Annotated in this window: 11 protein-coding genes; 9 read left to right on the plus strand and 2 right to left on the minus strand. The window is 60.7% G+C overall.

The genetic code is table 11. The features are described from left to right. Nucleotides 1-36: 36 nt before the first annotated feature. The 7 genes from xerD (at nucleotide 37) to V3W27_RS07390 (ending at nucleotide 7,282) form a co-directional block, all read left to right on the plus strand. Nucleotides 37-933 carry a site-specific tyrosine recombinase XerD gene (gene xerD / locus V3W27_RS07360; protein WP_007967784.1) on the plus strand — a complete coding sequence of 299 codons (897 nt, stop codon included), beginning with the start codon at nucleotides 37-39 and terminating at the stop codon, nucleotides 931-933. A 253-nt stretch (nucleotides 934-1,186) separates the two neighbouring features. Further along, nucleotides 1,187-1,918 (plus strand): bifunctional protein-disulfide isomerase/oxidoreductase DsbC, encoded by a 732-nt coding sequence (dsbC, locus tag V3W27_RS07365; RefSeq protein ID WP_007967782.1) that lies wholly within the window; start codon nucleotides 1,187-1,189, stop codon nucleotides 1,916-1,918. A 131-nt stretch (nucleotides 1,919-2,049) separates the two neighbouring features. Then, nucleotides 2,050-3,354, plus strand: coding sequence for a homoserine dehydrogenase (locus V3W27_RS07370; protein WP_007908972.1), 1,305 nt, complete (start codon nucleotides 2,050-2,052; stop codon nucleotides 3,352-3,354). 66 nt (nucleotides 3,355-3,420) lie between these two features. Beyond that, nucleotides 3,421-4,830 carry a threonine synthase gene (thrC, locus tag V3W27_RS07375; protein WP_027610971.1) on the plus strand — a complete coding sequence of 470 codons (1,410 nt, stop codon included), beginning with the start codon at nucleotides 3,421-3,423 and terminating at the stop codon, nucleotides 4,828-4,830. 119 nt (nucleotides 4,831-4,949) lie between these two features. Then, on the plus strand, nucleotides 4,950-6,314 hold the full coding sequence (locus V3W27_RS07380) for a transporter substrate-binding domain-containing protein (protein ID WP_103368453.1): 1,365 nt from the start codon (nucleotides 4,950-4,952) through the stop codon (nucleotides 6,312-6,314). A 116-nt stretch (nucleotides 6,315-6,430) separates the two neighbouring features. After that, nucleotides 6,431-6,838, plus strand: a complete 408-nt coding sequence (locus V3W27_RS07385; protein ID WP_330206311.1) for a DNA-binding protein — start codon at nucleotides 6,431-6,433, stop codon at nucleotides 6,836-6,838. Between the two features lie 162 nt (nucleotides 6,839-7,000). Continuing rightward, the gene (locus V3W27_RS07390; protein WP_027610974.1) at nucleotides 7,001-7,282 is read left to right on the plus strand and encodes a DUF3509 domain-containing protein; all 282 of its coding nucleotides are present in this window, start codon (nucleotides 7,001-7,003) and stop codon (nucleotides 7,280-7,282) included. Between the two features lie 175 nt (nucleotides 7,283-7,457). Here V3W27_RS07390 and V3W27_RS07395 read toward each other — a convergent pair whose 3' ends face one another. Beyond that, nucleotides 7,458-8,417, minus strand: coding sequence for a TIGR02285 family protein (locus tag V3W27_RS07395; protein ID WP_330206312.1), 960 nt, complete (start codon nucleotides 8,415-8,417; stop codon nucleotides 7,458-7,460). Beyond that, a complete protein-coding gene (locus V3W27_RS07400; RefSeq protein WP_330206313.1) occupies nucleotides 8,365-9,564 on the minus strand; it encodes a CaiB/BaiF CoA transferase family protein in 1,200 nt (399 codons plus the stop codon). Before V3W27_RS07400 ends, V3W27_RS07395 begins: the two co-directional genes overlap by 53 nt. Nucleotides 9,565-9,710: 146 nt before the next feature. On the opposite strand from V3W27_RS07400, the gene V3W27_RS07405 reads away from it, so the two are divergent. Both V3W27_RS07405 and recJ read left to right on the plus strand, forming a co-directional pair. After that, nucleotides 9,711-10,253: a YaeQ family protein gene (locus V3W27_RS07405; protein ID WP_330206314.1), complete on the plus strand. Its 543-nt coding sequence runs from the start codon at nucleotides 9,711-9,713 to the stop codon at nucleotides 10,251-10,253. Nucleotides 10,254-10,308: 55 nt separating this feature from the next. Then, nucleotides 10,309-12,018, plus strand: coding sequence for a single-stranded-DNA-specific exonuclease RecJ (recJ, locus tag V3W27_RS07410; RefSeq protein WP_330206315.1), 1,710 nt, complete (start codon nucleotides 10,309-10,311; stop codon nucleotides 12,016-12,018). Nucleotides 12,019-12,258: the final 240 nt, after the last annotated feature.

Consider the following 12,258-nt stretch of genomic DNA (forward strand, 5'->3'; position numbering starts at 1 on the left):
GCGCACAGCCTCGGAGGTTGTGTGTCTTGAGCGCCCATGCCTGCCATCGACCATCCGCTGATTGACCAATTCCTCGACGCCCTGTGGCTGGAAAAAGGCCTGTCCGACAACACCCGCGGCGCTTACCGCAGCGATCTGGCGCTGTTCAATGGCTGGCTGCAGGAGAAAAACCTCGAGCTGATCAATGCCGGTCGCGAGTTGATCCTCGATCACCTGTCCTGGCGTCTGGAGCAGAACTACAAACCGCGTTCCACCGCCAGATTTCTTTCCGGTGTGCGTGGCTTTTATCGCTATCTGCTGCGGGAAAAGCTGATTACGGTCGATCCGACCTTGCGCGTCGACATGCCGCAACTCGGTCGGCCTTTGCCCAAGTCGCTGTCGGAAGCCGACGTCGAGGCGCTGCTCAAGGCGCCGGATCTGAGCGAAGCCATCGGCCAGCGTGACCGCGCCATGCTTGAGGTGTTGTATGCCTGTGGTCTGCGGGTGACCGAACTGGTCAGTCTGACGCTGGAGCAGGTCAACCTGCGTCAGGGCGTGTTGCGGGTGATGGGCAAGGGCAGCAAGGAGCGGCTGGTGCCGATGGGCGAAGAGGCGATTGTCTGGGTCGAGCGCTATATGCGTGATGGCCGTAGCGAGCTGCTCGGCGGGCGCCCCAGCGATGTGCTGTTCCCCAGCCAGCGCGGCGAGCAGATGACCCGCCAGACCTTCTGGCACCGGATCAAGCATTGGGCCAAGGTCGCCGGGATCGGCAAATCGCTGTCGCCGCACACTTTGCGTCATGCATTCGCCACGCACCTGCTTAACCACGGCGCCGACCTGCGGGTGGTGCAAATGTTGCTGGGTCACAGCGACCTTTCCACTACGCAAATCTACACCCATGTGGCCCGCGCGCGGTTGCAAGATCTGCACGCCAAACACCACCCAAGAGGCTGATGAAAAACCTGTGGGAGCGGGCTTGCTCGCGAAGAGGCCGTCACAGACGAGATATTTGTCGCCTGCCAGGACGCCTTCGCGAGCAAGCCCGCTCCCACAGGGTTTGCGTCGCCCACAATCTCTGGCGACAGGCGCATTCGGCCATGCGAGCCTTATGTGGTAGGCTTTGCCGGTTTGCACGATGGACGGTTATGACCCGGTGTTCCGGCACGGGCGTTCTGACCGTTTCATTTGTCCGCCTTCAGGAGTTCTCATGCGTCTGACCCAGATTTTCGCCGCCGCAGCCATTGCGTTGGTCAGCACCTTTGCCGTCGCCGATGACGCGGCCGACAAAGCCATTCGTCAAAGCCTGGAAAAACTCGAACTCGAGGTTCCGGTAGAAAGCATCAGCGCCAGCCCGTTGCCGGGCATGTATGAAGTCAAGCTCAAGGGCAGCCGCGTGCTGTACGCCAGCGCCGACGGCCAGTACATCGTTCAGGGCTACCTGTTCCAGCTCAAGGACGGCAAACCGGTCAACCTGACCGAGAAGACCGAACGCCTGGGCATCTCCAAACTGATCAATGCCATTCCAGTTGCCGAAACCGTGGTGTATCCGGCGGTGGGCGAAACCAAATCGCACATCACCGTGTTCACCGACACCACCTGCCCGTACTGCCACAAGCTGCACGCCGAAGTGCCTGAGCTGAACAAGCGCGGCATCGAAGTGCGTTACGTGGCGTTCCCGCGTCAGGGCCTCGGCTCTCCGGGTGACGAGCAACTGCAAGCCGTGTGGTGCTCGACCGACAAGAAAGCCGCCATGGACAAAATGGTCGATGGCAAGGAAATCAAGGCCGCCAAGTGCGCGAACCCGGTTTCCAAACAGTTCGCTTTGGGTCAGTCGATTGGCGTGAACGGCACACCGGCCATCGTTTTGGCTGACGGACAAGTCATTCCGGGCTACCAGCCGGCGCCACAAGTCGCCAAACTGGCGCTGGGCGCCAAGTAATTCGCATCGTCACGGTCCGCCGTTGACGATCATGGTCCGGCAGCAACATCGCCGGGCCATTAATAGAGAGCCGCGAACACGCGGTTGTTTTCCGGCCGACCTTGCGTCGGCCGTTTCATGGGGAGTTCACAGTGAATCCGGTCAAAGTAGGCATCTGTGGGTTAGGGACCGTCGGTGGCGGTACCTTCAACGTACTTCAGCGCAACGCCGAGGAAATTGCTCGTCGTGCCGGGCGTGGGATCGAAGTGGCACAAATTGCCATGCGCACGCCAAAGCCTCAGTTCCAGACGACCGGTATTGCGATTACCAACGATGTCTTCGAAGTGGCCACGAACCCTGAGATCGACATCGTCATAGAGCTGATGGGCGGCTACACCGTTGCCCGCGAGCTGGTACTCAAGGCCATCGAGAATGGCAAGCATGTGGTCACCGCGAACAAGGCACTGATCGCCGTTCACGGTAATGAGATTTTCGCCAAGGCACGCGAGAAAGGCGTGATCGTGGCGTTCGAAGCGGCCGTGGCCGGTGGCATTCCGGTGATCAAGGCGATCCGTGAAGGCCTGTCCGCCAACCGCATCAACTGGGTCGCCGGGATCATCAACGGCACCGGTAACTTCATCCTCACCGAAATGCGCGAGAAGGGTCGCACCTTCGAAGACGTGCTGGCCGAAGCGCAAGCGCTGGGCTACGCCGAAGCCGATCCGACCTTCGACGTAGAAGGCATCGACGCCGCGCACAAACTGACGATTCTGGCTTCCATCGCGTTCGGCATTCCGCTGCAATTCGACAAGGCCTACACCGAAGGCATCACCAAGCTGACCACCGCTGACGTGAACTACGCCGAGGCGCTGGGCTACCGCATCAAGCACCTCGGTGTGGCGCGCAGCACCGCTGCCGGCATCGAGCTGCGCGTACACCCGACGCTGATCCCGGCCGATCGTCTGATTGCCAACGTCAACGGCGTGATGAACGCCGTGATGGTCAACGGTGACGCTGCCGGTTCGACGCTGTTCTACGGCGCCGGTGCCGGCATGGAGCCGACCGCTTCGTCGGTGATCGCCGACCTGGTGGACGTGGTTCGCGCCATGACGTCCGATCCGGAAAACCGCGTGCCGCACCTGGCCTTCCAGCCCGACTCGCTGTCGGCGCATCCGATCCTGCCGATCGAAGCCTGCGAAAGCGCCTACTACCTGCGCATCCAGGCCAAGGACCATCCGGGCGTACTGGCTCAGGTGGCGAGCATCCTCTCGGAGCGCGGCATCAACATCGAGTCGATCATGCAGAAGGAAGTCGAGGAACACGACGGTCTGGTTCCGATGATCCTGCTGACCCACCGCGTGGTCGAGCAGCGTATCAACGATGCGATCGCTGCCCTCGAAGCCCTGGCCGGCGTGAATGGTCCGGTTGTACGGATCCGCGTCGAGCACCTGAACTAAGTCGTTGTCCTGCAATGGCCCCGTGAAAGGGGCCACTGTTGTGCACACTCTCCATTGGAGTCAGTCATGCGTTACATCAGTACCCGCGGCCAGGCACCGGCCCTGAATTTCGAAGACGTCCTGCTGGCCGGTCTGGCCACCGACGGCGGTCTGTACGTCCCGGAAAACCTGCCACGTTTCACCCAGGAAGAAATCGCTTCCTGGGCCGGTCTGCCGTATCACGAGCTGGCTTTCCGGGTCATGCGCCCGTTCGTCACCGGCAGCATCCCGGACGCCGATTTCAAAAAGATCCTCGAAGAAACCTACGGTGTGTTCTCGCACAGCGCCGTTGCGCCGCTGCGTCAGCTCAACGGCAACGAGTGGGTGCTCGAGCTGTTCCACGGCCCGACCCTGGCGTTCAAGGATTTCGCCCTGCAACTGCTCGGTCGTCTGCTCGATTACGTGCTGGAAAAGCGCGGCGAGCGCGTGGTCATCGTCGGTGCCACCTCGGGTGACACCGGTTCGGCCGCCATCGAAGGCTGCAAGCACTGCGAAAACGTCGACATCTTCATCCTGCACCCGCACAACCGCGTGTCCGAAGTGCAGCGTCGGCAGATGACGACGATTGTCGGCGAGAACATCCACAACATCGCCATCGAAGGTAACTTCGATGACTGCCAGGAAATGGTCAAGAACAGCTTCGCTGACCAGAGCTTCCTCAAGGGCACGCGCCTGGTAGCTGTGAACTCGATCAACTGGGCGCGGATCATGGCCCAGATCGTCTACTACTTCCACGCAGCCCTGCAGCTGGGCGGCCCGGCGCGTTCGGTGGCGTTCTCGGTGCCGACCGGCAACTTCGGCGACATCTTCGCCGGTTACCTGGCGCGCAACATGGGCCTGCCGATCAACCAGTTGATCGTCGCAACCAACCGCAACGACATCCTGCACCGCTTCATGAGCGGCAACCAGTACGTCAAGGAAACCCTGCACGCCACGCTGTCGCCGTCGATGGACATCATGGTTTCGTCGAACTTCGAACGCCTGCTGTTCGACCTGCACGGTCGCAACGGCGCGGCGATTGCCGGGCTGATGGATTCGTTCAAGCAGGGCGGTGGTTTCAGCGTCGAGCAAGAGCGCTGGACCGAAGCCCGCAAGCTGTTCGACTCGCTGGCCGTGGATGACGCGCAAACCTGCGAAACCATCGCCGAAGTCTACGCGCAATGCGGCGAAGTGCTGGACCCGCACACCGCCATCGGCGTCAAGGCCGCGCGCGAATGCCGCCGCAGCCTGGACATCCCGATGGTGATCCTGGGTACCGCACATCCGGTGAAATTCCCGGATGCCGTGGAGAAAGCGGGTGTAGGAAAAGCTCTCGAACTGCCTGCACATCTTTCTGATTTGTTTGAGCGAAACGAGCGCTGCACCGTTCTGCCAAACGAGCTGAAAGCCGTACAGGCCTTTGTCAGCCAGCACGGCAACCGCGGCAAGCCGCTGTAAGCCGAAAAAGCTGTCACATTTTGAAGCCCGTCTCCTGACGGGCTTTTTTGTTTCTGCTGCCACACTGCTCGGGTTTTCGCCCATGAAGGACGGGTGAGTCGATCACGAAGGAAGTGGCAATGCTGTTTGAAAGAGGATGGAAACACGCCCTGAAGCGGGTTTTTCTGTTGTGCCTGTTGGTTGGCTGGCGCGTGGGCGTTGCGGCGCATCTGGCGCATGATGAAGAGCAGTTGAACATCGGCACCGTTGTGCTGAGTGAAGCCGAGCGGCAATGGGTTCGCGATAACCCGACGGTGATCGTGGCGGCGGAGCAGTACCCGTTGTACCTGTTTCTGGATGAGCATGGTCATTGGAGCGGCTTGAACAACGACGTGCTCAAACGCATCAGTGCCATGACCGGGTTGCAATTCGTTTACCGGGAGTCGTTTTCCACCGCGCAGATGCTCGAGCGCCTGGAAACCGGTGCCGCAGACATGAGCACGACCCTGGCGATGAATGATGAGCGCCGTTTGAGTCTGGATTTCAGTCATGCCTTTGGCGGTGCCGGTTGGGTATTTGTCGGCCGCGCCGGCGAGCCTGGAGTGCAATCGCTGGAGCAGTTGGCCAAACGGGTGCTGGTATTGCCGGGTCGGCACGCGCTGGAGGGGGTGATCCGACGCGATTATCCGTCCATCGAATTACGTTCGGTGAAAACCTATGCCGAGGCACGGGCGCTGGTCGAAAGCGGTGAGGCCTATGCCACCATCGAAAACGAAATCGGTGCGCAGCTCTATCCCTCAGGCTTGCTGAAGGTTGGCGAATTGCTGGAGGGAAAATGGGAGGCGGATCTTCTGGCCGTGCGCAAGGGTCAGCCGCAATTGCTGAGCATCCTGAACAAGGCGCTTGAAGCGTTCCCGGCTTCCGAACTGCGGGCCATTCGCCTGAACTGGCTGGGCGGCATCGGGCCGAAACCAGCTGCTGCGGGCTGGCAACACTGGTCGCGTTTGGGCTACTGGGGTGTGTTTGTGGTGGGGGCTTTTTGTGGGTTGTCGCTGTTATGGCATCGGCGAATGGCGGCGCTGATCAAACAGCATCGAGACGTGCAAAGCCAACTCGGTGATCAATTGGTCTTCCAGCGCGCGCTGATAGACGCCATGCCTGACCCGGTGTTCGTTCGCGACCTGGAAGGGCGTCTGATCCTCTGTAACAAAAGCTACGAAGAGGCGTTGTCGATCCGCTTTGAGCAGGTGCAGGGGTGTCGCTTGATCGACGTCGATGCCCTGCCGCGTGCCACCGCCGGCATGCTGCATGAGGAGTTCATGATTCAGCTGAGAACCCGCCGAACCCGCTTCAGCAGACGTCGCCTGCAATTCAAGCAGGGTAATCGCGACATCTATCAATGGACGGTGCCGTTTTACTGTGCCAGTGGGGAGTTGCGAGGCCTGCTCGGCGGGTGGACGGATATCACCCGGCGTGATGCGGCAACGACGGGACATCCGCATTGATATAGGGAAATTTCCTATATCACGCGCTTCCTTTTCCGATGGGGGACTGAAGGAGGCTGCCCTAAAGTGGGCAGCAACTGCGGACGAGTCCGCGATTGCCGTTTCAGAGGTCGTCCATGCGCTCGCTCAAAGTACTGATTCTCGAACCCGATCCTTATCGAATGATGGCGTTGCACCAGATGCTCAATGCGGTCGGTATCTACGACGTGCTGACAGCGTCGTCGCTGGCGTCCGCAAAGTGCTCGCTGGAGCGCCGCACCCGGGTCGACATAGCGATTTGCGATCCGCAACTGCGCGGCGGAGAGGGCCTGGCGCTGATCCGTCATCTGGTGGCCGGGCGGGAAGCGCGGGCGCTTATCCTGCTGGGGCGTGTGGCACCCGGCCTGCTGAGTGATCTCGAAAGCCTGCTGCACCAGCAGGAGCTGAAACTCCTGGGGCGTTTGCAAACGCCGGTCTCGGCAGTGCTGATGCGCGGGCTGCTGGACAGCTACCTGCAAGCGGCAGCTCATCCGGCGGGGGCTTGAGCCGATGGTTATGTTTCTGTCATCTTCACCGTGCATGCTCTGACAGACCGCTAACTGCTCCGGGAGCAGCGCGGTATTCAGAACTTTCTTCTCGGGCCGGTGGTCATTTATTGTGAACACGCCCCAGGCACAATGTTTTCGGACTATTGAGTGGAGATCGAGATGGAAAGTATCAGTCTATTGCTCGGTGAGGCTCTGAGCCCGTATCAGGTGACGTTGACTCCGTGTGGCGCCCATGGCGAATGCCTGGTGACGCTGAAGAACAGCAACGGCGCCCTCGTGGTGGAGCGCGAATTCAATCAGGCGCAGTTGAGCGACAAACGCCTGCTGACAGATGTGGTTGACGGTTTGCACCGTGACGTCCTGATCGCCGAAGGGCGGCTGGAGCCCTGTGTGATTGCGGCATTGCGCAATGCGGCGCTGGATAAGCGTGCGGCCCTGTAAAGATGAAATATTTTTTGTGGGAACCTTCCTGCATCCCCGTCAGTCAGACCCCGTAACAGCAGGATCAAGCATTGTGCTCCGGTGCTTGTCGCTTGCTGCTACGGGTCTTTAAGCAGACCGCGTTTAACCCCGAGTTGTCTCCCCACTGCTCGGGGTTTCTTTTTGCCCGCAGGTTTTACTGCGTGGCCTGTTGCTCGAAAAAAATCCGCGCCTGTTGCAGGTAATCCGTGCGCATTTCAGGGTCCAGCCAGTCGGCATACGACTGGTTCAGTTGCTCGTGGGGCAGGGTACGCAGCAGTTGGTTGATCTCACTGATCGCCTGACGGCCCTGAGAAGTATCGGAACACCCGACAAAGCCAGACAGATACTTGCCGGTGCCGCGAATCGGAAAGAACACCAGTTCGTCTTCGGCAATTTGCGCCTGCTGCGCCTGATAGCGGATCTCCGGCCAGTAACCCAGCACCACTTGCAGACGCCCCAGGCGCTGCATCGACAGCAGGCTGCTCAGGGCGTCGTTGCCATAATGCGGCGTCAACGCACCGCCGGGAGCCTGCTTGAGCAGACTGTCGAGATACTCGCCGTAACTGCGTTCCGCGACAACTCCGACCTTGATCTCGCCATTGGCCAGAAATGCCGGCAGATCGACTTCACCGTCGATCAGGTACGGCGCCAGTACGTCGCGATCTTTCTGACGCACCACCAGACCATTACTGACAGCGCGAAACGCCGGGATAGAGAAAGTGATCCATTGCGTGCGCTCCTTGCTCCAGATCAGCGACGGATCGCAGGTGAAGGACGGCTCGTGCAGCATCTGCATGCCACGGGCGCGATTGACCCGCATCAGCGTGTGTTCGTATTGCGGCATGCCGGCGATCAGCATCGGCATCAGTTGATCGATCACACCCTGGCCCTTTTTCGGGCCTTCGAAGATGGTCAGCGGCGGCAGGTCGCGCAACAGCCAGACCAGCGTGGGTTTCGCTTGCGCCCAGGTGGGCAGGGCGAGCAGAAACAACAGGCCGAACAGCCGCCACGTCCACCAGTGGTGGGCGCGGTTGGCGTCCGATGTCTGCCGATGTTTCAGCTTAGATAGCTCCGTCTGCGCGCAACCGGGCGATCTGCTGTTCGTCGTAGCCAAGATCGTGCAGTACCTGCGCATTGTGTTCACCGAGCTGCGGCCCGACCCATTCGGAAGTACCCGGTGTCTCGGAGAGTTTCGGCACGATGCCCGGCATCTTGAAAGGCTTGCCGTCCGGCAGTTTCGCCTGCAGGAACATCTCCCGGGCGAGGTACTGCGGATCGCTGAACATGTCCTCGGCACTGAAGATCCGGCTGGCCGGTACTTCTGCCTGATTGAGCAGGTCGAGCACGCTTTGCAGCGGCAGCGAATTGACCCAGCGGTCGATCACGCCATACAACTCGTCGCGGCGACTGTCGCGCCCGTCGTTGCTCGCCAATGTCGGGTCGTTGGCCAGATCCTCGCGGCCGATGATCAGCATGAAGCGCTTGAAGATCGCGTCACCATTGGCGCCGATCTGCACATGCTTGCCGTCGGCGCTGGTGTGGATCGATGACGGCGTGATGCCCGGCATGATGTTGCCGGTGCGCTCGCGGATGAAGCCGAACACGTCGAACTCCGGCACCATGCTTTCCATCATGGCGAAAATCGCCTCGTACAACGCGACATCGACCACCTGGCCGAGACCGCCGTTGACCTCACGATGACGCAGCGCCATCAGCGCGCCGATCACGCCCCACAAAGCGGCAATCGAGTCACCGATGGAGATCCCGGTGCGCACCGGTGGCCGGTCTTCGAAGCCGGTGATGTAGCGCAAACCGCCCATGGACTCGCCGACCGCGCCGAAACCCGGTTGATCCTTCATCGGCCCGGTCTGGCCGAAACCCGAGAGGCGCACCATCACCAGTTTCGGGTTCAGCGCATGCAGGGTTTCCCAGCTCAGCCCGAGTTTTTCCAGCACGCCGGGGCGAAAGTTTTCGATCAGGATGTCGGCTTCGCCCAGCAGTTTTTTCAGGATCGCCAGGCCTTCCGGATGCTTGAGGTTCAGGGTCAGCGACTTCTTGTTGCGCGCCTGGACGAACCACCACAGCGAGGTGCCTTCATACAATTTGCGCCACTTGCGCAGCGGATCACCGCCGTCGGGCGATTCGATCTTGATCACTTCGGCGCCGAACTCGCCGCAAATGCGCGAGGCAAACGGCCCGGCAATCAACGTACCCAATTCAATGACTTTCACACTGCTGAGCGGTTTGTTGGCGAACGGCATACTGAATCCTGTAGGACAAGGCTGAGCGGATACAGCGTTTTAACATAGCCGGCTGTCAGACGCCGCAGGTTGATCGCCATCAATTCGATGATTGCCTACGGCATCGGTTAGACTTGCCGACTTTCCTCGTATCAAGAAGCCCGTTCATGGCCCAGCCGTCTACCACGTACAAATTCGAACTGAACCTCACTGACCTCGACCGCAGCGTCTACGAGAGCGTCAAGCAGACCATCGCCCGTCACCCTTCGGAAACCGAAGAGCGCATGACCGTGCGGCTGCTGGCCTACGCCCTCTGGTACAACGAGCAGTTGTCGTTTGGCCGTGGTCTGTCGGACGTGGATGAACCTGCGCTGTGGGAAAAAAGCCTGGATGACCGCGTTCTGCACTGGATCGAAGTCGGCCAGCCAGACGCTGATCGCCTGACCTGGTGCTCGCGTCGCACCGAACGCACCAGCCTGCTGGCCTATGGCAGTCTGCGCGTGTGGGAAGGCAAAGTGGTGCCGGTGGCGAAGAACCTGAAAAACGTCAACATCGCCGCCGTGCCGCAGGAAGTACTGGAAACCCTGGCCAAGGACATGCCGCGCGTCATCAAGTGGGACGTGATGATCAGCGAAGGCACGATCTTCGTCACTGACGACCGTGGTCAGCACGAAGTCCAGCTGGAATGGCTGGCCGGTGAACGCGGCTGATCCTGCGCCGCTTACTGATTAATCCCACGTATTCAAGAGAAGTTTCCGTTAGCCCATGCGTATTGATCCTCGACCGTTGCCTGCCACGCTGCCGTTTCTCGGTGACCTGCCACCTTTGCTGACCCGATTGTACGCGGCACGGGGTGTGCAGTCCGAGGCGGAGCTGGATAAAAGTCTGGCGCGGCTGATTCCGTTCCAGCAGCTCAAGGGCATCGAGGCAGCGGTGGATCTGCTGGTGACGGCGCTGGAGCAGCGTCAGCGGATTCTGATCGTCGGTGACTTTGACGCCGATGGCGCGACGGCCAGTACGGTCGGCGTGCTTGGCTTGCGTCTGCTGGGCGCGGCGCATGTCGATTATCTGGTGCCGAATCGCTTCGAATACGGCTATGGCCTGACCCCGGAAATCGTCGAGGTTGCCCTGGCGTGCGAGCCGCAGTTGTTGATCACTGTCGACAACGGCATCTCCAGCGTCGAAGGTGTGGCGGCGGCGAAAAAGGCCGGGCTCAAGGTGTTGATCACCGACCACCACTTGCCCGGCGATGAACTGCCGCTGGCCGATGCGCTGGTCAACCCGAACCAGCCCGGCTGCGAGTTTCCGAGCAAGGCGCTGGCCGGGGTCGGGGTGATTTTCTACGTGTTGATGGCCTTGCGCGCGCGCCTGCGCAGCCTCGGCTGGTACGAGAGCAAGCCGCAGCCGAACATCGGCGAACTGCTGGATCTGGTGGCGCTGGGCAGCGTTGCCGACGTGGTGCCGCTGGACGCCAACAACCGGATTCTGGTGCATCAGGGCCTTGAGCGGATTCGCGCCGGGCGCGCACGACCGGGGATCAAGGCGATTCTTGAAGTGGCCAAGCGTGACGCGGCGCGGATTACCTCCACCGACCTGGGTTTCATCGTCGGCCCGCGCCTGAATGCGGCGGGGCGCCTGGATGACATGAGCCTCGGCATTGAATGCCTGCTCACCTCCGATGCCAATCTGGCGCGGGAAATGGCCGCGCAACTGGACGGCATGAACCAGGATCGCAAATCCATCGAGCAGGGCATGCAGCGTGAGGCGCTGGCGCAGCTCAAGGACTTGCCGGTGGAATCGATGCCGTTTGGCCTGTGCCTGTTCGATCCCGAGTGGCATCAGGGAGTGATCGGCATTCTTGCCTCGCGGATGAAAGAACGTTATTTCCGTCCGACCATCGCCTTCGCCGATGCCGGTGACGGTTTGCTCAAGGGCTCGGGGCGTTCGGTGCAGGGTTTCCACATTCGCGATGCTTTGAGCGTGGTTGCGGCGCAGCATCCGAACCTGATTGCCAAGTACGGTGGCCACGCGATGGCGGCCGGTCTGACCTTGCCGCAAGAGAATTTTCCGCTGTTCGCCGAGGCTTTCGATGCCGAAGTGCGTCGGCAACTTCGTGAGGAAGACCTGACCGGGCGCATGCTTTCGGATGGCACGCTGGCGGTCGAGGAATTCCATTTGGAACTGGCCCGCGCCCTGCGCCATGCCGGGCCTTGGGGCCAGCACTTTCCGGAGCCGCTGTTCCACGGCGTGTTCCAGTTGGTCGAGCAGCGGGTGGTCGGCGAGCGGCACCTGAAAGTGGTGCTGAAAAGCGAGTGCGGGTCGGTGAAGCTGGATGGCATCGCTTTCGGTATCGACCGTGATGTCTGGCCGAACCCGACCATTCAGTGGGTCGAGCTGGCCTACAAACTCGACGTCAACGAATTTCGGGGCAACGAGACGGTGCAACTGATGATTGCCCACATCGAACCGCGCTGACGCCATTCGCGAGCAAGCCCGCTCCCACAGGGATATGCATTCCAAAATGTGGGAGCGAGCCTGCTCGCGAAAGCACCCTTTCACACACTGAATCACTCTGAACCCTCCCTCATCCCCGGTTGTCGACTAGGCTCTAAGCACTGCTTGATTGGCCTTGTGACGTCTTGTCGAATGTTTTGCCCGCGGGGGCGGGTGCTGCACCTTTTCCTGTCACTCGTCGACTTTTCAAACAGAACCCTG

The sequence above is a fragment of the Pseudomonas sp. AM14(2022) genome (assembly GCF_036346455.1).
In the GTDB taxonomy this organism is placed as follows: Bacteria; Pseudomonadota; Gammaproteobacteria; order Pseudomonadales; family Pseudomonadaceae; genus Aquipseudomonas; species Aquipseudomonas putida_A.